At 71.3% G+C, this 26845-nt stretch carries 19 protein-coding genes and 1 pseudogene; 14 read left to right on the forward strand and 6 right to left on the reverse strand.

The genetic code is table 11. The features are described 5' to 3' along the window. Positions 1-3: 3 nt before the first annotated feature. The gene (locus ACZ4NB_RS37230) at positions 4-597 is read right to left on the reverse strand and encodes a carbonic anhydrase (RefSeq protein ID WP_467667479.1); all 594 of its coding nucleotides are present in this window, start codon (positions 595-597) and stop codon (positions 4-6) included. A gap of 299 nt (positions 598-896) precedes the next feature. After that, entirely contained in the window at positions 897-1262 is a 366-nt protein-coding gene (locus ACZ4NB_RS37235; protein ID WP_467667480.1) for a hypothetical protein, read from the reverse strand. A 393-nt stretch (positions 1263-1655) separates the two neighbouring features. Between ACZ4NB_RS37235 and ACZ4NB_RS37240 the strand changes: the two genes are divergently transcribed. After that, positions 1656-2246, forward strand: a complete 591-nt coding sequence (locus ACZ4NB_RS37240; protein WP_467667481.1) for a GNAT family N-acetyltransferase — start codon at positions 1656-1658, stop codon at positions 2244-2246. A 53-nt stretch (positions 2247-2299) separates the two neighbouring features. Here ACZ4NB_RS37240 and ACZ4NB_RS37245 read toward each other — a convergent pair whose 3' ends face one another. Both ACZ4NB_RS37245 and ACZ4NB_RS37250 read right to left on the reverse strand, forming a co-directional pair. Next, positions 2300-2920, reverse strand: coding sequence for a sigma-70 family RNA polymerase sigma factor (locus ACZ4NB_RS37245; RefSeq protein WP_467667482.1), 621 nt, complete (start codon positions 2918-2920; stop codon positions 2300-2302). Between the two features lie 184 nt (positions 2921-3104). Next, positions 3105-3443 (reverse strand): hypothetical protein, encoded by a 339-nt coding sequence (locus ACZ4NB_RS37250; RefSeq protein ID WP_467667483.1) that lies wholly within the window; start codon positions 3441-3443, stop codon positions 3105-3107. 261 nt (positions 3444-3704) lie between these two features. Here ACZ4NB_RS37250 and ACZ4NB_RS37255 point away from each other — a divergent pair, with 261 nt between their 5' ends. The 12 genes from ACZ4NB_RS37255 (at position 3705) to ACZ4NB_RS37310 (ending at position 22367) form a co-directional block, all read left to right on the forward strand. Continuing rightward, a complete protein-coding gene (locus ACZ4NB_RS37255) occupies positions 3705-5225 on the forward strand; it encodes a PepSY-associated TM helix domain-containing protein (protein ID WP_467667484.1) in 1521 nt (506 codons plus the stop codon). Between the two features lie 155 nt (positions 5226-5380). Beyond that, positions 5381-6112 carry a haloacid dehalogenase type II gene (locus ACZ4NB_RS37260; RefSeq protein ID WP_467667485.1) on the forward strand — a complete coding sequence of 244 codons (732 nt, stop codon included), beginning with the start codon at positions 5381-5383 and terminating at the stop codon, positions 6110-6112. A gap of 88 nt (positions 6113-6200) precedes the next feature. After that, positions 6201-6608, forward strand: coding sequence for an effector-associated constant component EACC1 (locus ACZ4NB_RS37265; RefSeq protein WP_467667486.1), 408 nt, complete (start codon positions 6201-6203; stop codon positions 6606-6608). Next, positions 6605-9424, forward strand: coding sequence for a caspase, EACC1-associated type (locus ACZ4NB_RS37270; protein ID WP_467667487.1), 2820 nt, complete (start codon positions 6605-6607; stop codon positions 9422-9424). The genes ACZ4NB_RS37265 and ACZ4NB_RS37270 overlap by 4 nt, the downstream gene beginning before the upstream one ends. A gap of 196 nt (positions 9425-9620) precedes the next feature. After that, positions 9621-12842: an NACHT domain-containing protein gene (locus ACZ4NB_RS37275; protein WP_467667488.1), complete on the forward strand. Its 3222-nt coding sequence runs from the start codon at positions 9621-9623 to the stop codon at positions 12840-12842. 279 nt (positions 12843-13121) lie between these two features. Further along, a complete protein-coding gene (locus ACZ4NB_RS37280; protein ID WP_467667489.1) occupies positions 13122-15170 on the forward strand; it encodes an ATP-binding protein in 2049 nt (682 codons plus the stop codon). 6 nt (positions 15171-15176) lie between these two features. Then, a complete protein-coding gene (locus ACZ4NB_RS37285) occupies positions 15177-16769 on the forward strand; it encodes an ABC transporter substrate-binding protein (RefSeq protein ID WP_467667490.1) in 1593 nt (530 codons plus the stop codon). A 142-nt stretch (positions 16770-16911) separates the two neighbouring features. Next, a complete protein-coding gene (locus tag ACZ4NB_RS37290) occupies positions 16912-17208 on the forward strand; it encodes a hypothetical protein (protein WP_467667491.1) in 297 nt (98 codons plus the stop codon). A 234-nt stretch (positions 17209-17442) separates the two neighbouring features. Further along, positions 17443-18495, forward strand: a complete 1053-nt coding sequence (locus ACZ4NB_RS37295) for a chitinase (protein WP_467667498.1) — start codon at positions 17443-17445, stop codon at positions 18493-18495. Positions 18496-18614: 119 nt separating this feature from the next. Then, the gene (gene polX, locus ACZ4NB_RS37300) at positions 18615-20354 is read left to right on the forward strand and encodes a DNA polymerase/3'-5' exonuclease PolX (protein WP_467667492.1); all 1740 of its coding nucleotides are present in this window, start codon (positions 18615-18617) and stop codon (positions 20352-20354) included. Positions 20355-20392: 38 nt separating this feature from the next. After that, positions 20393-21541: a baeRF2 domain-containing protein gene (locus ACZ4NB_RS37305; protein ID WP_467667493.1), complete on the forward strand. Its 1149-nt coding sequence runs from the start codon at positions 20393-20395 to the stop codon at positions 21539-21541. Continuing rightward, positions 21423-22367, forward strand: a complete 945-nt coding sequence (locus ACZ4NB_RS37310) for a PE-PPE domain-containing protein (RefSeq protein WP_467667494.1) — start codon at positions 21423-21425, stop codon at positions 22365-22367. The genes ACZ4NB_RS37305 and ACZ4NB_RS37310 overlap by 119 nt, the downstream gene beginning before the upstream one ends. Before the next feature lie 20 nt (positions 22368-22387). On the opposite strand, the pseudogene ACZ4NB_RS37315 reads toward ACZ4NB_RS37310, so the two are convergent. Continuing rightward, a pseudogene (locus tag ACZ4NB_RS37315) lies at positions 22388-22465 on the reverse strand (hypothetical protein); the annotation flags it as partial. A gap of 236 nt (positions 22466-22701) precedes the next feature. Here ACZ4NB_RS37315 and ACZ4NB_RS37320 point away from each other — a divergent pair. Then, positions 22702-24873 carry a TerD family protein gene (locus ACZ4NB_RS37320; protein ID WP_467667495.1) on the forward strand — a complete coding sequence of 724 codons (2172 nt, stop codon included), beginning with the start codon at positions 22702-22704 and terminating at the stop codon, positions 24871-24873. A gap of 181 nt (positions 24874-25054) precedes the next feature. Here the strand turns inward: ACZ4NB_RS37320 and ACZ4NB_RS37325 are convergent, their stop codons facing one another. Then, positions 25055-26500 carry a glyceraldehyde-3-phosphate dehydrogenase gene (locus ACZ4NB_RS37325; RefSeq protein WP_467667496.1) on the reverse strand — a complete coding sequence of 482 codons (1446 nt, stop codon included), beginning with the start codon at positions 26498-26500 and terminating at the stop codon, positions 25055-25057. Between the last annotated feature and the right edge of the window lie 345 nt (positions 26501-26845).

Genomic DNA, 26845 nt, shown 5'->3' on the forward strand with positions numbered 1-26845 from the left:
CGCTCACAGCGCGCGGAAGGCGTCGGCGTGCGGCTGGTGGGCCAGCACGGAACCGGTGTGGATCTCGTAGAACCAGCCGTGCAGGCCCAACCGTCCGTCGGCCAGCCGGGCCGCCACGCACGGGTAGCCGCGCAGGCGGTCGAGCTGGTCCAGGACGTGGGACTGCACCGCCTCGGCGATGTCGGGGGCGGTGGAGTCCGTACCGTCCGGCAGCGGTGTCGCGTGTCCGAGCCAGTCGCGGACCGCGGGCACCGCCGTCAGGTCCTCGCCGCGCAGCATCGCGCCCACGGCGCCGCAGTGCGAGTGGCCGCACACGATGATGTCGGCGACGCCGAGAACCTCCACCGCGTATTCGATGGTGGCCGCCTCGCCTGCGGGCCGCGACCCGCCGTGCCGAGGAACGATGTTGCCCGCCGTGCGCAGCTCGAAGAGCTCCCCGGGGCGCGCTCCGGTGATCAGGGACGGAATGACCCGGGAGTCCGAGCAGGTGATGAACAGGGCGTGCGGCGACTGCCCTTCGGCGAGGCGGCTCCACTCCTCCGGTCGCCGTGCGGCGAGTTGAGGGAAGGAGCGGGCATGGTCGATGAGGTGCTTCATGAAGAGGTGCCTCCTGAGCGCCCTTGGGGCGCGTCGGTGTGACGGGAGACCGCGTCGGTGTGACGCGGATCGTGAAAGAGGTGACGGTGCAGGGAGCGAGCGCGCGCCCGGCGGAAAGCACCGGCGAGCGCCGGGAATCGGGGAATCCCCAGGCATGGCCGCCCGGCGGGGTTTCCGCTCGGACGGGCACGGACGGGCACCTGATCCCGCGTCTGAACCGCGTACGGAAAGCGTGTACGGAAGGTGACTGCGGGACCGGCGCGACGCGCTCGCGGACCGTGGCTCGCGCTACCTTCCGCTCAGCAGCGGAAGACCTGGAGCGCGGCGCGGGATCTGTCACCCGATGCTTCGGTGTCGCCGTGGCGCACGGCACCGGAAGCGTCCGGAGCGGCGACGACGGGGACGGCGAGCGGTGACGGCGCGTCGGGGACCGCCGAAGGCGTGGGCACGCCCTCGGGTTCCTGACGGCTACGGGTGGTCCAGTGGTGTCCGGACGCCTCTTCCGGCACTGGAGGGTGGTCGAAGGACACGGCCTGGCCACCGGTGCCGGCGGGCGCGGCCACATGGGCCTCCGTTCCGCGGGCCCCATGGGCGAACAGCTGGAGGACCAGCAGGGCAGCGGCCAGCATTCCCAGGAGAACCTGGACCGTTCTGGCTCGTGTCACTACTCGGCTCCTCACAGAGAGTCGGGCTGTACAACGGGTCGGACGGTGTGCGTGCTGACGGCCTTACTCGGCCCATGTCCGTTCAGAAGTTTAAGGGGGCCGGTGTAGGCAGCGGGTTAACTCGCTGTGAACTCAACCCCGTCCGAGGGCCGCGACCCATCCGACCCCGTCCCCTCTCCGCCCTACTCCCCGGCCCGTGAGATCAGGGCCACGAACGCATGGGCCGTCTTTCGCACCTGCAACATCGCCAGCGGCACGGCTCCCGCTCCTTGTCTCGAATCCCGCGAATCCTGATACCTCACCTTACCCCAACTTGGTAATGGATGTCATTTCCATTAACGTGACGGACGGACCGCGACACCCCCACCTCCCCCACCCCACACCTGGAACGACATGCACGAGCGACACCACGGGCAAGCCCCGCACCCCGTCACCGATCAGACCATCGGCCCGTACACCATCCGCCCGGCCGAGCCCCGGGACGCAGCCGGCGCACGCAGCGTCATGCTCGACACCTTCTACCGCGAGTTCGGCTACGGATATGTGCCTGCGTGGCATCCCGACGTGATCGACATCCAGGGCCGGTACCTGGACGATCCGCGCCATCAGCTGATCGTCGCCCTGTCCGGCGACGAGGTGGTGGCCACCACCGGGTTGCTGTCACACGGCCCGGCGCACCCGCCACACCCTCGATGGCTCGCCGAGCGCTACCCCTCCGGCTCCACCGCACAACTCGTCCGCGTCTACGTCCGCCCCGAGCACCGGCGGCACGGGCTGGCCCGCGCGATGGTCACGATGGCCTGCGAGTTCGCCGCCGCCACCGGGGGCTACGACTGCGTCTACCTCCACACCAACGTCGACATCCCGGGCGCCCGGGGCTTCTGGAACAGCATCGCCAAGGAGGTCTTCGACGCCAGGACCACCGGCGAACACGGAGCGGGCTTCGGCACCGTGCACTACGAGATCCCCCTCCCGCCCCGCTGACCAGAAGTCAGCGCCCAGGAATCGGCTACCGGGAATCAGCGACCGGGAATCGGCTACACCGCGGCGGCACGAGGAACCCGGGCCGCGTTGTCGGCGGACCTCAGCCAGCCGGTGAGGTCGGCGCGGGCCCGGGCCACCCGGGAGCGCACGGTGCCGATCGGGCAGCCGACGACCGCCGCGGCATCGGCGTAGGGCATGCCGACGAGTTGGGTGAGCACGAACGCCTCGCGGCGCGCACCGTCGAGTGCGTCGAGCAACTCGCGCAGGGCCAGACCGTCTTCGAAGCCGGGCAGTCCGCCGGGCTGCCGGTGCTCCGCCACCGCCTGCCAGTCGTCGACGTCGGCCATGCGCGGGCGGGCGGCGGCGGACCGGTAGCGGTCGACCACCACCCGGCGGGCGATGGACAGCAGCCAGTTGCGGGCGGAGGAGCGCCCGGCGAACCTCGGCAGCCCGGTGAGGGCGCGGAGGTAGGTCTCCTGGGCGAGGTCGTCGGCGCCGTTCGGATCGCCGCACAGGTGGGCCACGAACCTCCACACATCGCGGTGGGAGGCGCAGATGAAGCGCTCGACGGCGTCGGGATCCCCGCCCCGCGCGGCCAGCGCCAGGCCGGTCAACTGCTCGTCATCGACGGTGATCCGCGAACCGCGGGCCGGACCGACAAGGGCAGGAATCATCGCCACACGTCCTTCGGGGTGCGGGGCCGCTCGACAGGCGCAGGTCCAGGCGCGCACGTCCGCGGGAGCAACCGGGCGTACTTCCATGGGCAGGCCGGAGGGCCAGGGGGGCGGCAGGTAGGGCGGCGGCGCCCGGTGAAGCGATGGGGGCGGCGGCCGTCGCCGGCCCAGGGTGGACGCGCGGTCAGCGGCAGAACGAAGGCCCCGGTGGGCCTCTGCGGGAGACCGCGTACTGCAGGCGCACTCCACGCAGGCGCTCCAGCGGGCGTTGAGCGGCCACCGGGCGAACGGGCAGCCTCGGGCCGCTCCGGCACAGCGACGTCAGAACCAGCAGCAAGGGCGCGAACAGCGCCGCGGCCAGCGCCGCGGCCACGCTGCGGGCGAGCCGGAACACCGCCTTCTCACCGCGCCACAGCCACCAGCCGCACACCAGGGCGGCCGCGGCGTGCGCGAGGACCATGCCGTCACACACGGCCGCGAAGATCGCGACGCGTACCGCACGTAAAACCGACCCGGCCGTCATGTCTGACATCGTGCCATCGCCTTCGGACACTCCGGGAGGGTCGGCCCGGGGCGCATTCGCGCATTCGCGCATTCACGCTTTCGCACGACCGGGGCGCCATGCATCCGCACCGCACGACGGCCAGGCATGTGACCCAGCTCACATCTCGCTCTCGGAACTCGCCCCTCCCCGCGTCCGACTCCCTGATGGGCACGGCAGCGGGCTTCAGCAGCAGGCCGAGCCACCGCACCTTCGCGACCATCGCCGAACCGGGAGGCCCACGTGACGACCGAACAACCTCTCGCGTCGAACACCGCCGGCGAGACCCCCGATCCCACCGACCCCGGCACGCAGCCGGCGGCGACGACCCGGCGGGCCGGTTGGGCCGCCCTCCGCCCCCTGGTGCTCCGCCTGCACTTCTACGCCGGTGTCCTCATCGCGCCCTTCCTTCTCGTCTCCGCGGTCACCGGGCTGCTGTACGCCGGCTCGTTCCAGGCGGAGAAGCTGGTCTACGCACACGAGTTGACGGTCCCGGTCGGTACGAGCGAGCTGCCGCTGTCACGGCAGGTCGCCGAGGCCCGCGAGGCGCATCCGCAGGGCGAGATCGCCGCCATACGCCCGGCACCCGAGCCGGGGACGACCACCCGCGTCCTGCTGTCCGGCGTACCGGGCGTACCCGAGGAGCACCAGCTGTCCGTCTTCGTCGACCCCTACACGGGCGAGGTCCGGGGAGCGTTGGACACGTACGGTGCCACGGGTGCGCTGCCGTTGCGCACCTGGCTCGACGACCTCCACCGCGATCTGCACCTGGGCGAGAACGGCCGGCTCTACAGCGAACTGGCCGCCAGCTGGCTGTGGGTGGTCGCCGGGGGCGGGCTCGCGCTGTGGATCGGACGCAAGCGGACGACCCGCCGACTGCGGACCCTCGCGCTGCCGGACTGTTCCGCCACCGGGCGCCGCAGGTCGCTGTCCTGGCACGGCGCGGTCGGTATCTGGGCGGCGGCCGGCCTGTTCTTCCTCTCCGCGACCGGCCTGACCTGGTCCACGTACGCCGGGGCGAACATCGACGAACTCCGCCAGTCCCTGGGGCAGGCGACCCCGACGGTCTCCACGGAGGTGGCCGGGGAGCACGCCCACCACGGCGGCTCCGGGGGGATGGCGGGGATGCCCGGCATGCCGGGGAAGGACGGGAAGCAGGGCGGCACGCAGGGCGGGTCCGCGGCTGGTGACGTGGGTGTCGACACCGTATGGCAGGCGGCGCGCGCCAAGGGGCTGTCCGACCCGGTCGAGATCGTCCTGCCGGCGGAGCGGGGCACCGCCTACGTCGTCAAGCAGGTCCAGCGCAGTTGGCCGGAGAAGCAGGACGCCATCGCCGTCGACCCGGCCACGGGTCAGGTCACCGACGTCAAACGCTTCGCCGACTACCCCGTTCTGGCCAAGCTCACCCGCTACGGCATCGATCTGCACACCGGCACCCTGTTCGGGCTCGCCAATCAGGCCGCCCTGGCGGCGCTCGCGCTGACCCTGATCTTCCTGATCGTCTGGGGCTACCGGATGTGGTGGCAGCGCCGCCCCACCCGCGACCGCGCCCTGTCCTTCGGACGTCCGGTCGCGCGCGGTGCATGGCGTCAGGTCCCGCTGCCCTTGCTGCTGCCGCTCGTGGTGGTCGCGGGGGCGGTGGGCTGGGCGGTGCCGCTGCTCGGCATATCGCTCGTCGCGTTCCTGGTCGTGGACCTCGTCCTCGGTCAGATCGCGCGCCGCCGCCGCGCGCCGGCCTCCGCCGGTCAGCGCCGCGACAAGTAGCGCTTCGGCAAGGGAAGTTGCCCGGCCCCCTCGAACGCCGAAGAGGAGCCCTTCCCGCCGGCGCAGACGCCCCTCACCCCACCACTGCGGCATGATCGGGAAAGCAGCACCAGCAGACGGGTGCGACCACCACCCGAGGGGATGGGGAGGGGCTCATGGACATAGATGCCGCCGTGTTCGATGTGTTCGGGACGATGACCGACTGGCGTTCCGGCGTCACCGACGCGCTGGCCGAGGTCGGCGGCCGGGCCGGTCTGCAGGCGGACTGGCCCGCCGTCGCCGACGCCTGGCGGCGCCGCTACCGCCCGGTCCTGCACAGGTTCCTGGCCGGAGAGCTGCCCTGGCGGCCGCTGGACGAGCTGCACCGGCTCATGCTCGACGAGGTGCTCGCCGAACACGGGCTCACCGCCCTCGGCGAGGCCGAGCGGCACCAGCTCGTGCGGGCCTGGCACCGGCTCAGCGCCTGGCCGGACGCCGCACCCGGCCTGGAGCTGCTCCACCAGACCCCGGTGCTCACCGCGACGCTGTCCAACGGAGGCGTCGGCCTGCTCACCCGCCTCACCAAGCAGGCCGGGCTCCGCTTCGACTGCGTCCTGTCGGCCGAGCTGGCCACGTCCTACAAGCCCGACCCGCAGGTCTACCGCATGGCCGCCGAGCTGCTCCAAGTCGAGCCGCGACGGCTGCTGATGGTGGCCTGCCACCCCGACGATCTCGCGGCGGCGGCCGGGGCCGGACTCCGTACCGCCTATATCCCGCGCCCGCTGGAGTGGGGGCCGGACGCCGCACCGAGCGATCCGCCCGCCGGAGTCGACCTCATCGCCGACGACGTGATCGACCTCGCCCGCAGGCTTGCCGAGACCGACACAGTCAACACACCAGTCTCATGACATGCCCTCCGTGCCCCGGGTCAAGTGACTAGCATGGGCACTTCTGTTGGGGCCCGTGCGGCCTTCAGGCCCTAGGGGGAACGCAAGGGTGCGGGTCGAGATCATCGTGGACGGGGACGACGGGGAAGGAAGCTCCTCGACGGCGTCCGTGACGTCCTTGTACCGCTGGCTGGCCCAGGATCCGGATGTGGCCCAACAGGCCGAGATCACGCTGGACTCGGGGCCGTCCGGGGCCGGTGAAATGGGCGGCGCGTTCGAGGTGATCAACGCGGTGCTCACCCATGGCATCGCCCTCAGCAGCCTGGCGGTGGCCTGCGCCACGTGGCGGTCCAGCCGCCCCTCGGCACCCGCCGTACGGATCGAGATCGACGGTGTCACCGTGACCGTGGAGGACGGCTCCCCGGAGGCCGTACGCCGCATCGTCGACGCCCTGCGCGAGCCCCCGGGAGAACCGGGCACACCGGTGAGCGGGGCCGGGACGGACGCCCAGCCGTGACGACGGCGTTACCCGACCCCGCCGAGTCACGGGCGCTGCTCATCGGCGTCCATGAGTACGCGAGTCTGACCGCCCTGCCCGCCGTCGAGCGCAATCTGGCCGGGCTCAAGCGGGCGTTCACGGATGACGCGCTGTGGGGGCTGCCGGATGCCCACTGCCGCGTGCTGCCCCAGCCCGAGAGCGCCGAGGCGGTGCTCGACACGCTCCACAGCGTCGCCCTACAGGCCACCGACACCCTGGTCGTCTACTACGCGGGCCACGGACTCACCGACCCGTACAGCGACGAGTTGTTCCTGGCGCTGCCCGCTTCGGACCAGAAGCGCATGTACCGCGCGCTGCCGTACGAGTGGGTGCGCCGGGCGATTCTCGATCCGCGGGTCAAGGCCCGGCGCAAGGTGGTGATCCTGGACTGCTGCTACAGCGGCCGGGCGCTCCTGGGCGGGATGAGCGGCATCGATCAGGTCGCCGATCGCGCGCTGATCGAGGGCACCTGCCTGATGGCGGCCTCCGCCGAGACGCGTACGGCACTGTCCCCTCCGGGTGAGGAGTTCACCGCCTTCACCGGCGAATTGATCACCGCCCTGGCCGAGGGCATCCCCGACGGTCCGCCCCTGCTGGACATGCACACCCTGTACCGGCATCTGCACACCAACCTGGCGGCCAAGGCCAGGCCCCTGCCGCAGCAACGCAACCGCAACACGGGCGGGTCGATCGCGCTGGCCCGTAATCGGGTCCATCTCCGCGAAGCCCCGGCCCCGGCCCCGGCCCCGGAGACGGACTCGGCGCCACCGCCGCGGCCCCCGTCTCCTTCGCCTGCTCCTGCTCCTGGTCCTTCGCCCTCTCCCCCACGGCCACCGTCCCCTTCGCCCGCACCGGATCCGACTCCGGCTTCGACACCGGCTCCGGCTCCCGCTGAGGCTCCTCCGGCTCCGGCCGAGTCTCCCTCCGTGAAGGCGAACGAGCCCGCGCGGACCACCGGGTCCCCGCAGACGAACAAGGCACCGCAGACCATCGCCTCCCCGCAGCCGCGCAAGTCCACGGGAGTCGACCGACCACGGCTCAAGATCGGGCTGGCGGCGGCGCTGGCGGTGCTGCTGGCCGCGGGTATCCCGGCCGTCATCCACTGGCTGCCGGACCGGTCCGACGAGAGCGGCGGCTCCAGCGCCCTGTACAACGCCGCGACGAAGGGAGTCGTCAACGCGTCGAAGGCAACCGGCGGAACGCTCAGGTTCGCCGGCAGCCTGGAACCCGACTCCTGGGACCCGCAACGCAGTTACTACGGCTTCGTCTGGAACTTCGCCCGCTTCTACACCCGTCAGCTGGTGACCTACGCTGCCAAGCCGGGCGCCAAGGGCACGGAACTCAGACCGGATCTGGCCACCGACAGAGCCAAGGTGTCCGACGACGGCAAGACCTACACCTATACCCTGCGCAAGGGGCTGACCTGGGAGGACGGCTCCGCGCTCACGTCCAAGGACATCAAGTACGGCATCGAACGGCTCTGGGCGCAGGACGTCGTCTCCGGGGGCCCGCTCTACCTCCAGCAGGCGCTCGACCCCGGCCGCACCTACCAGGGTCCGTACAAGGACACCTCGCGCGACAAGCTGGGCCTCGACGCGATCCAGACACCCGACATCCACACCATCGTCTTCCGCTTGCCCAAGCCGAACAGCGATTTCGAGTACTTGCTGGCCATGACCGCCGCCTCACCGGTGAAACAGGAAAAGGACACCGCGGCCAAATACGGCGACCACCCGTTCTCCAGCGGGCCGTACACATTCCTTTCCTACGTGCCCGGCAAGTCGCTGGAGCTGGTCCGCAACCCGCACTGGCGAAAGCCCTCCGACCCCATCCGCTCGGCGCTGCCGGACAAGATCACAGTGGACTTCGCCAAGCAGGACACCGCGGACGCCGGTCTGCTGGCCGGTAAGTACGACCTGGCTTTCGGCAGCCGGGGACTCGGTCCGTCCGCCCGAACCAGGGCAATGCGGGACGCCACCCAAAAGAACAACCTCGACAACCCCCTTACCAGTATGGTCCGTTACGCGGCCTTTCCGAAGTCGGTCAAACCGATGGACAACGTGAGCTGCCGCAAGGCCGTCGTCTACGCGGCCGACCACAGGGCGCTGCAGAGCGCGTTCGGGGGTGTCACGGGCGGCGACATCGCCCCGAGCATGCTGCCGCCTCGACTCGCCGGCTCGGACCCCTCGTACGACCCGTACGGCGTGCGCAAGAACGGTGGCCGGCCGGATGTGGACAAGGCCAAGGAGGAACTGAAGAAATGCGGCCATCCGAACGGGTTCAGCACGCATGTGGTGGTGCGCGGTGACAATCCGCAGGAACGGAACGCAGCAGAAGCCCTCCAGGAATCGCTGAAGAAGGTAGGGATCACCGCCCAGATCGATCAGCTCGACAGACTGCATTGGGTCGAGCGTGCCGGTGCGCCGGAGGTCGTACGGAAGAACGGCTACGGCATCGTCCTGGGGAGCTGGGGCGCCGACTACCCGACCGGCCAGGCGTTCTGGCAGCCGCTGGTCGACAGCAGATTCATCCTGCAGACCGGCAACTACAACGTCTCCGAGGTCGACGACCCGTTCATCGACAAGACCCTCGACTCGGCGGCTGCCGACATCCGACCGGAATCGGCCGCACCGTTGTACGGGCTGGTCAACCGCTCGGTCGCCAAGGCCGCCTCCTACCTGCCGTTCGTCTACGACAAGGTCGTCACCTGGCGGAGCCCCCGGCTGACCAACGTCTACACGTCCGACGCCTACGGGGCCTACGACTACGCCTCACTCGGCGTCAAGGGGTCATAGCGGGTGTCTCCAGCCTTGCCGCCGGTGGGGAACCGGTTCCCGCGCGGTCGGCGTAGTACAGGTGCGGCGGCGCTGGCGCGCGGCGGGACGACTGTGCGCCCTGACGTGAGACGGGCCTCCGCGGATAAGGTGAACAGGCATCGGGGGAACCGCGGGCCCGGTACGGGTACGCGGCGCTGGTGAGGGAGGGGCTGCTGTGGACGGCGGCACGGTGGGGCTGCGGATCGCGTCGGCGGTGGTCGTACCCCTGCTCAAGCGGCTGCTGCTGCCGCCCGCGAAGGCGCCGGGTGCGGAGTTCGGTGAACGTCCGATCCCGATCCGCCGGCTGGTGTCCTTCGCCAAGGAGCACCGCACCCTCACCGAGGACGATCTGCACAAGATCGCCCGCGAGCTGGTCCGCCGCGCCGTGCGGGCCGCCGGACCGCACGATCCGCCGGTCGGCGCCGATGAGCACGACGCGGTCGGGCAGGCGCTGACCCGCACCCTGCACGCGCTCGGCGACCTCGACATCGACGATGTGCACGCCTTCGCCCTCGGACCCGAACGGCTCGCCGCGGAGCTGTCCAGGGTCGCGGGCCCCAGCACCCGCCGGCTCCTGAGCGACGACGCCGCCCGCTTCCACGACCGGCTGCTGGAGACGGCCTGTGTCCATCTGGTGCGCTTCTTCAGCCAGCAGCCGGGCTTCGCGGCCCGCGCCCAGATCGAGCAGAGCCGCGAGATCCGCGAGCAGAGCGAGAAGCTGGACCGGATTCTGCAGCGGCTGCCGGACATCAGCCGGCAGGACATGCGGTTCGAGGAGGAGTACGCGCGCTATATCGTCGAATGCCATGGCCGGCTGACGATCTACGGCGTCGATCTGCGCGAACCGGACGGCCAGGACTGGCCGTTGGAGACCGCGTATCTGAGCCTGGAGGCCATGCCGTACCGCGGCGGAGCCGACCCGCTTCCGGTCGCGATCGGCGAGCCGGGCACCGACCGGGACGCGGAGGCCGAACGGGCCGCGGGGCCGGCCGACGCGGTGTTCGCCAGCCATGAGCGGGCGCTGCTGCGCGGGGTGGCGGGGACCGGCAAGACGACCCTGGTGCAGTGGCTGGCGATCACCACGGCCCAGCAGGACCGGGTGCCCGGCGGTCTGTCGCAGCTGCTCGGGCGGGTCCCGTTCGTGCTGCCGTTACGCACCCTGGCGCGCAAGGACGCCGACCTGCCCATGCCCGAGGACTTCCTGCGCTGGATCGGCTGCCCGCTGGTGGGCACCCAGCCCGAGGGATGGGCGGCGCGGGTTCTCCAGCACGGCCGCGGAGTGCTGCTGATCGACGGGGCGGACGAGATCCCGAAGGACGACCGGACGCGCGCCCGGGCGTGGATCAGAAAGCTGCTCGCCGTCTTCCCCGGCAATCTGTGGCTGCTCACCTCCCGCCCGTCCGCCCTGGAGCGGGGCTGGCTCGGGCGCGAGGGCTTCCAGGAGTTCACGCTCACCGCGATGCGGCCCGCCGACATGAAGCAGTTCATCCGGCGCTGGCACACGGCGGCCGGGGCGTCGCAGGAGCTCGGTGAGTCGCTCACGCTGTCGCTGCGCAGCAGCCCCGAGCTGAGCCGACTGGCGACCAACCCGCTGATGTGCAGCCTGATCTGCGCCCTGCACCGAGAGCGCCGCGGCTTTCTGCCCCAGGGCCGCGCCTCCCTGTACGAGGCGGCGCTCTCCATGCTTCTGGAGCGCCGCGACCTGGAGCGCGAGGTGTACGGCCGCGGCCGCAGGCCGGAGTTGGACGAGAAGGCCGCCACGGAGCCGCTGCAGAAGCTCGCGTACTGGCTGATCCGCAATGAGCGGACGCAACTGGACTGGCCGGACGCGGTGGACGTGGTGCGGCGGCTGCAGCCCTCCGTGCCGCGCCTGGCCGAGGTCGGGACGGCCGAGGAGGCCCTTCAGCACCTCCTGGAGCGGTCCGGGCTGCTGCGCGAACCCGCCACCGGAGCGGTGGACTTCATCCACCGGACCTTCCAGGACTTTCTGGGCGCCAAGGCCGTGCTGGAGGAGCGTGATATGGGCATGCTGGTGAACAACGCACATTTGGACCAGTGGGAGGACGTGGTGCAGATGGCCGTGGCACAGGCCCGTCACCAGGAGCGCGCCGACCTGCTGACGCGCCTGCGGGAGCGCGGGGACCGGGAGAAGGACGCCGCGGTGCAGGCCAGGCTGCGGCTCCTCGCGCTGGCCTCGCTGGAGCAGGCCACCCGCCTTGAGCCGACCGTGCGCCAGGCGATCGAGGACCGGGCGGCGCGGATGGTCCCGCCGCGCAGTCTGCGCGAGGCCAGGTCGCTGGCGCGTACGGGCCCGCTGCTGCTGGGCCTGCTGCCCCGGGCGGGGGAACTGGCGGGCGACGAGGAGCTGGCCACGGTCCACGCGATATGCCAGATCGGCGGGGACGCCGCCATCCCCCGGCTCCGGGAGTTCCTGGGCACCGACCAGCCCGCCGTCCGCGCCCAACTCCTGGGCCACTGGGACCGGTTCGACACGGACGTGTACGCCGAGGAGATCGTGCGCCCGCTGCTCGAAGCCGCCCCCGAGGAGGCCGTCACGGTACGCTCGCGCGCCGAGCTGGACGCCCTGCGCACCATGTCGGGGTATCAGCGCGTGGGTCTGCACGGCGACTTCAGCCCCGAGGAGATCCGCTCGACACTCGATCCGCGCCGGCTGCGCGAGCTGCGGCTGCGCAACACCCTCCAGCTGGAGGACCTCGATCTGCTCTCCGCCTACCCCGGCCTCGAAACGCTCGTCCTGCAGGGGTGCCGGAACGTGAAGGACCCCACGCCGCTGACCCGACTGCCGCGCCTGCAGCGGCTGGAGCTACGGGACCTGCCGCAGTTCGAGCCGCTGCTGAAGCTGGCGGACTGCCCGCGGCTGGAGGGGCTCCTGGTGGGACCGGAGGTGCCCTGGCGGGGTCTGCCCGACCTGCCCCGGGCCGCCGAGCTGCGCCTGCTGTCACTGCCGCCGGCCGCGGCCCAGATGGGGGGCATAGTGGCCTGCCGGGGGCTTGAGGAGCTGCGGCTCCAGGACGCCAGCGAGCGGCTGACGCCGGACGAATGGGGCTCGCTCATCGGCAGGTTGTCGAATCTGCGCAAGCTGACCCTCTCCCCGCAGCAGCTGAGCATGCTGCTGTTCGCGCCGCGCACCCAGATCCCCCAGGTCACCCATCTCGACGTGCGGGCCAGGGCCGGTTCGCCGGTACCGCTGCGGCGGATCGCGCTGCGTCTTCCGGGGCTTGAGGAGATCCATCTGTCGCAGGTCGCGGAGCTCGATCTGGCCTCGCTGGCCGGGCTGCGCCGACTGCGCCGGGTCCGGCTCGCCTACCCGGGAGAGGTCCGGGGAGCGGACGCGCTTCCGGAGAGCGTCGAGCTGGAGATCTATCCGCATCCCTGACGCGCCGTCGACGCGCTGTCGATGCGCCGCCCATGCGCCCCCCGACGCCGGGCGTGCCACCGTCCGCGCCCCGCGTACGCCGCCGGTTCCAGCGGTCACAACCAGGTGACGCAGTGTGGCATTCGCCTGGCGGGCGGTTTGCGGCGCCTGTAAGTTCTATGACTCCAGGCGTGGTTGATACGGGTGTCTAGCGGCTGATTTCTCGGGGGAACGGTGCCGCCCGTCTCCGAGGTTGCGGCTGTCTGGCAGCCACGGACGACGGAGGCAGGACGCAGCCAGATGCGCATTTGGGAAGGGTCACCGCTCTATGGCCGGGACCCGCTGCTGCGCTCGCTCATCCCCCGGCTCACGGGTCTGGCCTACGACGAGAGGTCCCGGACCGCGCGGGAACATGCGGGCGATCTGCCCGTGGTGCTGCTGACGGGGCACCACGGCATGGGGCGCAGCGCCGTCCTCAAGGAGCTGGCGGCGCGCTACGCGGACCGGCTGCCCCTCGCCCACGTCCAGGCGGTGGCGGCGGATGCCGACGCGCTCGGGCCCGTGTCGTCCGGCGGTGCGGCCGTCGCCTCGACGTGTGTGGAGATCCTGGCCGAGCTGGTGTGCGGGCTCGCGCCGGCGCTGCGCCGGCGCTTCCCCGTGCTGCTGCCCGGCCTGTTCGCGGTCTCCGGCTGGCAGCACGGCAACGGCGAGCAGCGCGACGCGGCGTGCCTGCGCTATGCCCGGCTGCTGCTCGCCTGCCGCCTCGCCACCGGCAGCGAGAACGCCCTGCGGCAGACCTGGGCCACCGCCGTGGAGGGCCGTCTGGAGGAGGCGGTGGACGCGGCGGGGAGCCGGGAGGCGGTCACCGCCGCCGTGGTCGCGGAGTACGCCGAGCGGTACCGTCCGGCCGGGGCCGTGGAGTGGTACCGGCGCCGGTTTCCGCCGGGTGCGGAGGGCCAGGATCCGCTGGTGCTCCTCGGGGAGTGGTTCCAGCAGGGCGGCGACTACCGGCACGCGGCCGAGCAGAGCCTGATGGCCGCCTTCCTGCGCGATGTCTCCGCCTCGTACGGCAGGCTGCAGCGGTGGAACCGCGAGCCCTGGCCGCTGATCCTGCTGGACGACGCGCACTGCGCCGCGGGGCAGGACTTCCTCGAACTGCTGCTGGAGCACCGCGCGCGGCCCCACCGCCCCGAGCGCGAGGAGCTGGTCGTGGTGGCCACCCGGCTCGGCGGTCTACCGGAGAGCGCGCCGGCCGCGGTCCGCCGCGCCCTGCCCGACCTGGTGAAGTCCTCCGGCTGGGAGCGCAAGGGCCTCGCTCCCTCCGCCGGGCTGCTCACCGTGCCGCTCACCCCGCTGAACCGCGACGACATCCTGCCCCTGCTGGTGCCGGACCGGCCGGCCCGGCCGCTCCACCCGTATCTGGCCACCGCCGTGCACTCCCTGACCGGCGGGCACCCCGCGGCGGCCACGGTGCTGTGCGCGGCGGTGCTGAACGCGACGGAGCAGGGCGCCGGCGTGGCACCGCGCGACCTCCTGGAGTTGGACACGCCGGACGGCCGCCCCGTCACCGAAGCGCTCCTGGAGCGGCTGCTGCCCAACCGGCGCCAGCGCGACCGGCTGACCCTGCTCTCGCTCGCCCGCGACAGCACGGCCGCGGAGGCGCTGGCCGGCCATCTGCGTCTGCAGGGCCCCGACCAGCTGCCCGCCAACTCCGCCACCGACTACCTCGAAGAGCAGCAGTGGCAGCAGTTCACCCCGCCGGACCGGCCGCTGGTCAGCGACGCCCTGCTGCAGACGCTGCTGGTGCACGAGGCGCGCCGCACCTCCCGGGGGGCCGACGACGGCCGCGGCTGGCAGGAGATCCACCGCTTTCTGCGGATGCACCACGCCCAGCGCGGTGAGAGCGGGGAGGCGGACGCGCTGCGGCACACGCTCGCGGCCGGGAACGCCGAGACGGTGGTGGCCACCCTGGCCGAGGAGTTCCAGTCGGAACAGGACGAGCAGGGCGCCGCGCACTGGCTGCGGTGTCTGGAGTACGCCGCCACCGCCCCCACACCGCCCGCCGGGGAGTGGACCGATGTGCGGATGCAGGTCGCGCTGGGCGCGCACGACGCCCGGTACGCGGACCTGCACGAGGTCGAGCGGTGCGTCAACCGGCTGCTGCACGCCCTGTGGCATGTGTCCGAGCCGTACGCGGAGCCGGACCCCGATATGTGCAAGGCGGTCGGCGAGGAGCTGGCGTACCTCTCGCCGCGGCACCCGACCTGGCACGCCGTCCTCGGCCAGGCCGCCCGCAGCTGGCCTGCGGCGGCGCGGAAGAGGCGCCCCTTCCCCCTCCCCGGTCAGTGAGGCAGCATGCTGGTCCGTCTGTTCCGACGTCATCCCCGTGAGTGGGGGCCCATCGAGTGGCTGGCCGCCTTCGGACTCGGCGTGCTGGCCGCCCTCGTGATTCTCTCCGCCGTCCGCCTCGTGCGGGGTCCCGGGCGGTGCGGCGGCGATCTGCAGGACATCGGCGGAGACTGTGTGGGCGTCACCGCGGGCGCCTTCGAGGCGGACCCGGGCATCGCCGGTCTCATCGAGGCGGTGGCGGACGAGAACGCCCGGGTGCGGCAGGACGGGGAGAACCCGCCGAGCGGCCCCAAGATCCCGTACGTGCGGATCGCGCTGATGATGCCCTTCACCGCCGACGACCACAGCGCCATGACAACGGACATGATCCGCCGCGGACTTGCCGGTGCGCTGGCCGCGCAGCGGCAGGCCAACCGCTTCGCCGGACCGCACTACCAGCTGCTGCTCGCCCCCGACGGCCGGAACCTCGACGCCTGGCAGCCGGTCGTCGAGCGGCTCGCCGAGCTGGCCAAGGACACCCGGGCGCCGCTGGTCGGCGTGAGCGGCATACCGAGCAGCACACCGGAGACCCGCAAGACGATCGCCGCGCTCAGCGAGCACCGCATTCCCACCGTCGGGCCGGTGATCACCGCGGCCACCATGAACTCCCGGTACTTCTTCAAGCCCTCGCCGAACAACGACCAGTTCGCCCGCGCCCTCGCGCTCTACCTGGACACCAAACCCGGGAAGCACAAGGGGTTCCTGGTCTGGGACAACCGCGAGGAGGACGTCTACTCCAAGAACCTGCGCGCCGTCTTCGACAGGCACTTCGGCAAGGGGTACGACCTGTCCAACCACCATTCGAACTTCACCGGCTCGTCCGGCACCGACAAGGGCATCCCCCAGCGGTTCACCGACGCCGTGCAGAAGATCTGCAACGAGAGGTCCGACACCGTCTTCTTCGCCGGGCGCGATCAGGACCTGCCCGCGTTCATCGAGCGCCTGGCCCAGGAGGGCAGCTGCGGGCGCACCACGAAGCTGCGCATCCTGAAGGTCGGCATCGGCCTGGAGCCCACGCTCACCGCGGACGCGCCCACGCGGTGGCTGAACGAGGCGCAGGCCACGATCGTCGACGCGTCCTCCGTCGATCCGGCCTGGTGGGGTGGGAAGGACAAGCCCGCGAAGGCCCTCGGCCGCTTCCTCGACCGCTTCGAGGAGCTCTCGAAGGAGTACGAGCTGGGTGCCAAGCCGCTCGACGACGGCTACGCCGTGATGTACCACGACGCCTTCACCCTGCTCGCCGACGCCGTGGACCGCACCTTCAGCGAGATCAACGAGGGCGGGAAGCACGCCCCGGAGGCCCTGCGCATCCCGACGAAGGACGACGTCTACAACACCCTGGTCATTCCGAGCATCGCCGGCGACAGCTGCAGTTCCTGCCTGGTCGGCGCCGCGGGCACCTACGGTTTCGAGGGGCCGGGCAAGAACGACCAGTGGGCGGTGTGCAAACCCGTACCCGTCGTGGAGTACCCGGCGCCCGCCCGAACCGGCAACCAGAACCCGCTCCCCCTCTACCGCACCTACCGCGACGGCGCCAAGGACACCTGCCCCGCCTTCTGACGCCGGCACCCGCCCGACCCGGTGCGATGCGGCGGGTGACCGCAGGGCGGAACCGCCGCGGCCGACCTACGGTGGTGGGAGAACGCCCCACCAGGGGCGCACGGCACGATCCCGCCGCCACAGCGTTCACCAGGAGGCGACCATGGAGGAGCACTTCGTCTGGGTGACTACGCGCCGCATCAAGCCGGGCACGTTGGAGGACTTCGAGCGGTCCTGGCGCCCTCATCCGTACCCGCGAGCCCTGCGCCGCGCCTACGCGTACTGGTCCGAGGACGGACACGAGATCACCGGCGTCTCGTTCTGGGACTCCAAGGAGGCATGCGACGCCTGGCGCGCCTCCGACGAGGAGCAGCGCCGCCGCACGGCCATGGCGCCCTTCGTGGTCGAGGAGCGGGAGGGCTGCTACCGGGGCGGCGAGCTCACCGCCCCCGTTCACTGACCGCTCCCCGGCGGCGCCGGCCGGTGACGACGCCCGCAGCCGAACCGCCCGCAGCGGCGGATCCCCAGTTGGTCCATACCTCTTGACGACAGGTATGGACCAACTTACGTTGTGCCCGTCACCGCCGCCCGTCACCACCCCGCACGGAGCACCGCGGACACCCCGCGGACTTCCCGCCGCACCGCACCCGGCCCTCGGTGACGCCCCGTCACACTCCGAAGGGAGCACACCGTGATCGGTCGGATGGCGCGTCTGCTGAGGGCCGGCCTGGCGATGGCCTGCGTCGTACCGATGCTGGTCTCCGCGGCACCGGGCACGCCCCGGGACGACGATCCCTGCGCGGTCGAACCGAGACCCTCGGGCAAGGTCCTCCAGGGGTACTGGGAGAACTGGGACGGCGCGGCGAACGGCGTCCATCCGCCCTTCGGCTGGACTCCGATCACCGACGCCCGTATCCGCGACCACGGGTACAACGTCCTCAACACGGCGTTCCCGGTCATCCGCGCGGACGGCACGGTCCTGTGGGAGGACGGGATGGACGCCACCGTGAAGGTGCCGACCCCGGCCGAGATGTGCCGGGCCAAGGGCGACGGCCTCACGGTCCTGATGTCCATCGGCGGAGCGTCGGCCGGTATCGACCTCAACTCCACCGGCGTCGCCGACCGGTTCGTCGAAACGCTCGTGCCGATTCTGCAGAAGTACCACTTCGACGGCATCGACATCGACATCGAGACCGGCCTGACCGGCAGCGGCGACATCCGCCGGCTGTCGGCCTCGCAGGCCAACCTGATCCGCATCATCGACGGCGTGCTCGACCGGATGCCGCCGGGCTTCGGTCTGACGATGGCGCCCGAGACGGCCTACGTCACCGGAGGCAGCGTGACCTACGGATCGATCTGGGGCGCGTACCTGCCCATCGTCAAGAAGTACGCGGACAACGGCCGGCTCTGGTGGCTGAACATGCAGTACTACAACGGCAGCATGTACGGGTGCCGGGGCGACTCGTACTCCGCCGGCACCCTTGAGGGCTTCACCGCGCAGACGGACTGCCTCGACAAGGGCCTGACCGTCCAGGGCACCACCATCCGGGTCCCCTACGACAAGCAGGTCCCCGGACTGCCCGCGCAACCGGGCGCGGGCGGCGGGCATATGCCACCGCACCTGGTGACGCAGGCATGGAACACCTACGACAACGGACTGAAGGGCCTGATGACCTGGTCGCTCAACTGGGACGGGTCGAAGGGCTGGACGTTCGGCGACAACGTCAAGGCCGCGCAGGGCCGCTGAAGCCGGCGACGGGGCTCCTGGCGGCGACGGCGACCGCGCCGCCAGGAGAGGTCCGGGGCACGCGACCGCACTAGGGCCTGTCCGATGGGTCGGGGTCGGAAAGGCCCTAAAATGGTCCCGTGGTCCGGCGCAACGAGGAGGTCGAGGCGCTGCTCCAGGAGTACGCGGACCTCGTCCTGATCACCGGCGGAGACGCGTTCAAGGCCCGCGCCTACGAAAAGGCCGCACGCGCCATCGGCAGCCACCACGCCGATGTCGCCGGGCTCGACGCCGAGGGCCTGCGGGAGATCCCGAACGTCGGCAGGTCCATCGCCGACAAGGTGATCGGGTATCTGCGGACCGGGAGCATGCCCGCCGTGGAGGACGTCCGGGCGAGGGTCCCCGCGGGCGTACGGCAGCTGATGGCCATCCCCACCCTGGGCCCGCGCAAGGCCATGACGCTCTACCAGGACCTGCATATCTCCTCGGTGCCCGAACTCCTCGACGCCGTGCACGAGGAGCGGCTGCGCGACCTCAAGGGGTTCGGCCCCAAGACCGAGGAGAACATCCTGCACGGCATCGACCTGATGCGGGCCGCGGGAGACCGGGTGCCGATCAACGCCGCCATGGACGTCGCCGAGGAGATCGTGGCCGCGCTGTCGACCCTGCCCGGCTGCGAGAACTGCGGCTACGCCGGGTCGCTGCGCCGTATGCGGGAGACGATCGGCGATGTGGACATCCTCGTGGCGGCGGCCCGCTCCGCCCCCTTCATGGACGCCTTCGTAGGGCTGCCGGGCACGGCCGAGGTGATCGTCCAGGGCACGAAGAAGACCTCCGTGCGCACCACGAAGGGCCTGCAGATCGATCTGCGGGTCGTGCCGCCGGACTCCTGGGGCGCGGGGATGCAGTACTTCACCGGTTCCAAGGCGCACAACATCCGCACCCGCGAGATGGCCGTGCACCACAAGCTCAAGCTCTCCGAGTACGGCCTGTTCCACGCCAAGAGCGGAAAGAAGATCGTCTCGCAGACCGAGGAGGAGGTCTACGCCCGGCTCGGCCTGCCCTGGATCCCACCGACGCTGCGGGAGGACCGCGGCGAGGTCGCCGCGGGGCTGCGCGGCGAGCTGCCGGACCTGGTCACGGAGGCGGACATCAGGGGCGACCTGCACACCCACACCGACCTCACCGACGGCCTGGCCCCGCTGGAGGAGATGGTGGCGGCCGCCGCCCGGCGGGGCCTGCGCTACTACGCGATCACCGACCACGCCCCGGACATGGCCATGCAGCGGATGACCGACGAGAAGGCCCTGGCCCAGCGCGAGCGGGTGCGCGAACTCGACGGCCGGCACCGGAAGATGCGCCTGCTGCACGGCACCGAGCTCAATATCGGCCCGGACGGCGCGGTGGACTGGCCGCAGGAGTTCCTGCGGGGCTTCGACCTCTGTGTGGCCTCCGTGCACGATCACTTCCGCCAGGGGCGCGATGCCCTGACCCGCCGGCTCGTGGCGGCCTGCGAGAACCCCGAGGTCAACATCATCGGCCACCCGACCACCCGGATCATCGGCCGGCGCCCGGGCCTCGACATCGACCTCGACGCGGTGTTCGCCGCCTGCGCCCGCACCGGGACGGCGCTGGAGATCAACGCCCACCCCGACCGGCTCGACCTGTCCGACGAGCACATCCTGCGCGCCAAGCGGTACGGCGTGAAGTTCGCGATCAACACCGATGCGCACGCACCACTGCACCTGGAGTACCTGCGCTACGGCGTGGGCATCGCACAGCGGGGCTGGCTGACCGCGGACGACGTGATCAACACCTGGCCCCTGGCCCGGTTGCGCCGATTCCTCCGCAAAGGGGGCCCCGCGGCCACATCGGCCTAATCTGGTAGTACACACCGTCCCCGATCCGGGGGAAGATCATGGAACTCGGTTTTCTCAAGCCGCTCTTCGGTCGTCTGGGCCCCTGGGCCTCCGTGTACATCGACACCACCCGCGCGACCGAGGACGCGCCACGGCAGCAGAAGCTCCGCCAGCGCGCCGTGGCCTCGCTGCTGATCGACGCGGGCGCCGACCCGTACACCTGCCGGGCCGTGGTGGACCGGCTCGCCCACGAACCGTCCTCCGGGGCGCCTCCCGGCCGGGCCGTCTTCGCCGCCGGCGCCGAGGTCGTACTCGACGTCCCACTCAGCGTGACGCCCACGCGCCTTGAGGCGACCTGGACCCTGCTGCCGCACATCGCCCCGCTTCCCGGGCTGATCGGCGAGGAGCCGGCGTGCCTGGTCGCGTACATCGACCGCACCGGAGCCGATCTGGAGCTGCGCGACGCCCAGCGCAGCCGGGCCGTGGCGACGGCGGAGGGCAGGGAGTGGCGGGGCCGGGGGCACCGCAGCATCCCCACGGACCGGTACGAGTGGCACTACCGGAACAAGGTCGAGAACAGCCGGAACGAGACCGCCGACATCATCGCGGCCGAGCTGGCCCGGCAGTGGTCGCAGACCGACGCACGGCTGCTGGTCCTGACCGGCGACGCCCGCGAGCGCCGGGCCGTGTACAACCGGCTGCCCGAGCCGATCCGGGCCGCCACCGTCGAGGCCGAGAACGGCAGCCGGTCGGCCGGCGCCTCCAAGAGCGTCCTGGACCGCCAGATCGCACAGGCCCGCGCCGCGTACGCGCAGGACCGCCTCGAAGAGGCGCTCGGCCGCTTCCGCGCCGGCCGCGGCCGCCCCGGCGAGCACGGTGTGCGCGGGGCCGACAGCAACCCCGGGGATGCGGCGGAAGGCGTGCCGGCCGTCGTGGACGCGGCCCGCAGCCATCAGATGGACACACTGCTCCTCGGGCAGGACGCGTCCGACGCGGGCCGCGACGTCTGGATCGGACCCGGCGCCGACCAGGTCGCCGTCCGGCGCGGCCAGGCGCAGGCGATGGGCGTCGGCAAGCCCGAGCGGGCGCGTGCGGACGACGCCCTGCTGCGGTCCGCCGCGGCGGCGGACGCCGAGGTACTGCTCGTCCCCGAGGGCGTCGCGGGCCCCGCGGGCGGCCTCGGCGCGGTACTGCGCTGGACCACGTGACCACAAGGGGGGCCGCGGGGGTTACTCGGCGTCCATCGCCCCGTACCCCGGCGACACCGTGTCGCTGGACGACTCCGTCGCCGAGGGCATCGCCACACTCGACGCGGCGGTGAGGAACTTCCACGGCAGCTGCTCCGACAGCCATCTCACCATCGCCGGCTACTCGCAGGGCGCGCTCGTCGCCGGCGACGAGCTGGCCGCCCTGTCCGGGAGCGACGCCGTCCCGCACGACCAGATCAACGGCGTGCTCTACGGCGATCCCCGGCGTCCCGGCGCGGACGGCGGCCCGGGCGGCATCGAGACGAACCTGCCGACGGTGCTGCCCGGCATGACCATGAAGGGGCCGCGCGGCTTCGGCGATCTGACGGTCAAGGAGATCTGCAACACCAACGACGGCATCTGCTACTCCGAGAACGTGATCACGAACCTGGCCTGCTTCGCCAACGGCGTGGCCGGCTACTTCACCGGCGACCACGGCTACGACATCAACCCCCACGCCGTCTCCGGCGGCGGCGACCAGCTACTGCGCGGCGGCCGCGACCAGGGCCTCGCAGCCGAAGCGCCGCTCGTCCGCACCGCTGCCGGCGCCGACGCCGAAGATCTCGGCGATGGCGTCCGCGAACCGCCGCTGCCACGCCATACGGCGGGCCATCGCCTCGGGCCCGGCGGCGTAGACCTCGACCAGGAACAGCGGGGCGAAGGCGGACTGTTCGCCGAGGGTCCGCGCTCCGGCTGCCGGGCGACCTCCAGCAGGCCCGCCAGCCGCTCCGTGGCGGCGTCCAGAGCCTGGATGAAGCAGTCCTCCTTGGAACGGAACTGCTGGTAGAACGTCTCCCGCGACACCCCGGCGCGCCGGATGATCTCGGCGACCGCGGTCCCCGCGTACCCCTTGTCCCGCATCGCGTCCGCGGTGGCGGTCAGCATGCGTATCCGCTGCGACGCCACCACCTGTTCACGGCTGAGGTGGTGCCGGCCGCTGGGCAGGGGGCCGCGCCGGGCGGCGTTCCGCGGGGACTCGGCCGCTGTTGCCTCCACATGGCTTCGGATCGGGCGCACGGCCCCGGTGGTGGTCGCCGGCCGACCGCCCCGTCCTTCACCAGCGCGTTCCCCACCGGAAAACCCACATGCGCGGTCGCGCGCGGTAATGGGATCATGCCGCAATGGACGACAGTCTCGAACCGCTGGTCATCCGGCACACCCTCCGTCTCCCCTCCCCCACCGGCCCCGCCGGTGAAGGCGGCGTCGCTGCGCGGCAGTTCGACGCCGTGCTGATGTCCGTGGGCTTCAAGCTCTCGGCGGATCTGCTGGAGCAGCTGTCGGGACTGTCCGAGGGCACCGTCATCGACACCGCGGTGCGCACCCTGCGCACCGTGCGCCAGATGGTCGGCGACCACGTCCAGCACAATGTCCACTTCATCGATTTCCCGGCCAACGTGCCCGACACGTTCGACTTCTGGATGCGCTGCATCGCCGAGGCGCTCGCCGACGACACCGCCCGCCCCGGCACCCTCGCCCAGCTTCGGAGCGGTGTGCTGGACCTGCTCACCCTCCCGTCCTACGGCACCTACCACCACACCTATACCGAGATGCTCGCCGCCCATGACGAGCTGATCGCCGCGGCGGGCGACCGCGTCACGGTCCTGCATCGGGGCGGCGACCTGGACGACGAGATCGGTGCGCTGTATCTGGCCCTGGCCGGATCCACCACGCCCCTGGGCGAGGACGATCTGCGCGATCTGCGGACCCTCGCCGAGCACCAGGTGCACGGCGCCCAGCCCGAGGCGATCCCGATCCGGGAGAACCGCGCGGTCGTCAACGGAGCCCGGCTCGGCGTCGGCGCGGACCTGCTGCTGGACACCGTCACCGACGTGCTCCGGCTGGCCTGCGCGCTGTCCGGCGGCGATGTGACCCTCCAGGAACCGACGCGGTTTTGCGCACTGTCGCGTCCGGTCCGCCGCGCGCTGCTCGCCGGCCTCGACTCCGTCGTCGCCGCGGCCCCCGCCAAGCTCTCCGACGTCGCCGTGCACCGCGAGGCATGGAAGCGCCTGGGCGAGCGCCTCCATCCGCACGAGTACCCGCGCTGGCCGCACGCCGCCGAGGTCTTCGCAGTCGCCCGGGGCGAGAAGAAGGCACGTTCCTTCGACAGCCGGGTCGAGGAGCTGCTCGGCAGGCACGACGTCACGGGCGCGGTCGACCTGCTCAGGGCCGCCCCCGGCAAGCTGTTCCGCTCACTGGACCGCCTGCTGCGGATGGCCCTCACCCAGGCCGAGCGCGATGCGGTGGTGGCGGCCGCGGAGCAGGTCGCCCCCAAGGTCGCGGGCCGGGTCGTGCTGTCGGTCCGCGAGCACCTCCACAACCGTGCCGGCGATACCGGCGAACGCCGCGTCTTCGTCAACCGCCTGGGCCGGGCCTGGGTCACCGCCGACGAACGCCCGCCGGTGCTGCCCCCCGAGCGCAAGCGCCTGATCGACGCGATCGATGCCGAGATCCGCCGCCGTCTGCCGTCCCCGGACCGTCTGCTGATCGACCCCGACGTCCTCGACGTCGCCCTCCCCCTCAGCGGCAAGGCAACCGCCGCCGGTCTCGGCGTGCTGCCCCGCGGCTCGATATCCCCGGTCGACGGCGAACTGCTGCGCTTCTTCGTGTACTGGAAGCAGACCCACCGCAGCACCGACTACGACCTGTCGGCGCTGATGCTGGACGCCGGCTACGCGACGGTCGCCTGGCTGTCGTACACCGCCCTCACCGAAGTCGAAGGCGAGCACTCCGGCGATATCACCGACGCACCGGACGGGGCCTCGGAGTTCATCAATCTGCGCCTGGGCGCCGTGCGCGGCACCTTCATCGTCCCGCAGGTCAACATCTTCTCCGGGGAAGGCTTCGAGGAGGTCGACGAGTCGTTCTTCGGCTTCATGCTGCGCGACGCCGATCAGCGCGGCCGCCCGTTCGAGCCGCGCACCGTGCGGATGAAGTCCGAGCTGCGCGGACCGGGCCGGGTCGCGCTGCCGCTGGCGTTCCTGCGCGGCGAGGACGGACGGTGGCGCGCCAAGTGGCTGCATCTGTACCTCAAGGGCCATCCGGCGGCCAACCAGGTCGAGGGAAACCGGGTGTCGGTGGCGGCACTGCTGCGCGGCATCGTCGAGCGCGAGCACCTCACGGTCCGCTACCTCACCGACCTGATGGCCGGCGGCACCACGACCGTGACGCTGTGGGACGGCACGACGGTCCCGGACGGCCCGGTCACCTACATCGGGCTGGAACGGCCCGATGGCCTGCCCGCGGGCTCCCGGATCCTGACCCCGGAAAATCTGCGCGACCTGATCCCCGACTGACTGGTAGCGTTGAGCGCGGCGAGGCCATGAAGGGGCTTCCTTCTCATACCTCTGACATAGTCCCTTCGCTTTCCTCGCCACCGACGTCGCGCCGCGTCCGGCGCACAACGGCCTCCGGCCACCTCCCTGGGGAAGTGGCCGGAGGCCGTTGTCATGCCGCCTTGGTCCGCCGAGGTGGCGGTCAGACCACCGGCGCCGGGTAGGTCGGGTACTCGACCCCGGAGACGTGCTGGACGACCCGGATGACCTGGCAGGAGTAGCCGAACTCGTTGTCGTACCACAGGTAGAGGATCGCGTTGTCGGCGTCCACCTTGGTGGCGCCGGCGTCGACGATCGAGGCGTGGCGGGAGCCGACGAAGTCCATGGAGACGGCGTCGGGAGCGGTGGTGAAGTCGATCTGGCGCTTGAGCGGCGAGTGCAGCGAGACGTCGCGGAGGTATTCGAGGACCTCTTCGCGGGTGGTCTCGCGGCCCAGGCGCAGGCTCAGGATGGCGATCGAGACGTCCGGGACGGGGACGCGGATCGAGCTGCCGGTGATGGGCGCCTTGAGGTCGGGCAGCGCCTTGGCGACGGCGGAGGCGGCACCGGTCTCGGTGATGACCATGTTGAGCGGCGCGGAGCGGCCGCGACGGTCGGCCTTGTGGTAGTTGTCCAGCAGGTTCTGGTCGTTGGTGAACGAGTGGACGGTCTCGACGTGGCCGCGCAGCACGCCGTACTCGTCGTCCATGGCCTTCAGCGGCGGGACGATCGCGTTGGTGGTGCAGGAGGCGCAGGACAGGATCTGCTCGTCCGGCTTGATCGTGTCGTGGTTGACGCCGTGGACGATGTTCGGGACGTCGCCCTTGCCCGGGGCGGTCAGGACGACCTTGTCGATACCGGGGCGCAGGTGCTTGGACAGGCCCTCGCGGTCGCGCCACTTGCCCGTGTTGTCGATGAGGATGGCGTCCTTGATGCCGTACGCGGTGTAGTCGACCTCGGACGGGTCGTTCGCGTAGATCACCTTGATCGCGTTGCCGTTGGCGACGATCGTGCTGGTCGCCTCGTCCACGGTGATGGTGCCCTGGAACTGGCCGTGGATGGAGTCGCGGCGCAGCAGCGAGGCGCGCTTGACCAGGTCCGCCTCACCGCCGCCGCGGACGACGATGGCGCGCAGCCGCAGGCCGTTGCCGGAGCCGGCCTTCTCGATCAGCAGACGGGCGACGAGGCGGCCGATCCGGCCGAAGCCGTAGAGGACGACGTCGCGGCCCTCGCGGCACTCGATCTTGTTGGCACCCGTGGCGCCGGCGACGGCCTCGGCGGTGAACTCCGCCACCGAAAGACCGCGGTCGTCGGTCTTGTACGTCGCGGCGAGCATGCCGATGTCGATCTGGGAGGGGCCGAGATCGAGCGTGGTGAGCGCCTGCAGGAACGGCATGGTCTCCAGGACCGAGAGTTCCTCGCCGGCTATCTGCCGAGCGAACCGGTGGGTCTTGAGGATGCTGACCACCGACTTGTTCACCAAGGAGCGGCTGTGGAGGAGGACCGTGACGTCCCGCTCCCTGTGCAGCTTCCCGATGATCGGGATCATCGACTCCGCGATCTCCTCGCGGGTATTCCAGTTGGTGAACGAGTCGTCGTTGACAGTCACAGGCTTATCTTTCGAGCTAGGCGGTGCTCATATGCTAGCCCCTGCCCTTTCGGCCCCTTCACGGCGCCCCCTTGATGAGATGACGCAAGTCGGCCGCCACGGTCAGACCGGGCATGGAATGCACCGTTTTGGCCCGACAAAGAGGAAGCCGCCAATCGGAGCCAATCACCTCCTGGATGGAGAAAAGGGACGCATAGCGGCGAATGGCAAATATCGCCCCTATGCGTCCCGGTCCACGGATGCCGTCCGGCTAGGGCCTGTCCGATGGGTCAGGGTCGGAAAGACCGCGGCGTCTGGTGCGGTGCATCGCAAGGCGCCGGAGCGTCTCGATAGCGGAGCTATCGG

The sequence above is a fragment of the Streptomyces sp. NPDC026575 genome, assembly GCF_055567415.1.

Coding starts and splice junctions, on each gene's coding strand:
- ACZ4NB_RS37280 (WP_467667489.1), top strand. CDS start 13,122: ATGCGCATTTGGGAAGGGTCACCGCTCTATGGCCGGGACCCGCTGCTG.
- ACZ4NB_RS37240 (WP_467667481.1), top strand. CDS start 1,656: ATGCACGAGCGACACCACGGGCAAGCCCCGCACCCCGTCACCGATCAG.
- ACZ4NB_RS37285 (WP_467667490.1), top strand. CDS start 15,177: ATGCTGGTCCGTCTGTTCCGACGTCATCCCCGTGAGTGGGGGCCCATC.
- ACZ4NB_RS37290 (WP_467667491.1), top strand. CDS start 16,912: ATGGAGGAGCACTTCGTCTGGGTGACTACGCGCCGCATCAAGCCGGGC.
- ACZ4NB_RS37305 (WP_467667493.1), top strand. CDS start 20,393: ATGGAACTCGGTTTTCTCAAGCCGCTCTTCGGTCGTCTGGGCCCCTGG.
- ACZ4NB_RS37320 (WP_467667495.1), top strand. CDS start 22,702: ATGGACGACAGTCTCGAACCGCTGGTCATCCGGCACACCCTCCGTCTC.
- ACZ4NB_RS37260 (WP_467667485.1), top strand. CDS start 5,381: ATGGACATAGATGCCGCCGTGTTCGATGTGTTCGGGACGATGACCGAC.
- ACZ4NB_RS37245 (WP_467667482.1), bottom strand. CDS start 2,920: ATGATTCCTGCCCTTGTCGGTCCGGCCCGCGGTTCGCGGATCACCGTC.
- ACZ4NB_RS37250 (WP_467667483.1), bottom strand. CDS start 3,443: ATGACGGCCGGGTCGGTTTTACGTGCGGTACGCGTCGCGATCTTCGCG.
- ACZ4NB_RS37230 (WP_467667479.1), bottom strand. CDS start 597: ATGAAGCACCTCATCGACCATGCCCGCTCCTTCCCTCAACTCGCCGCA.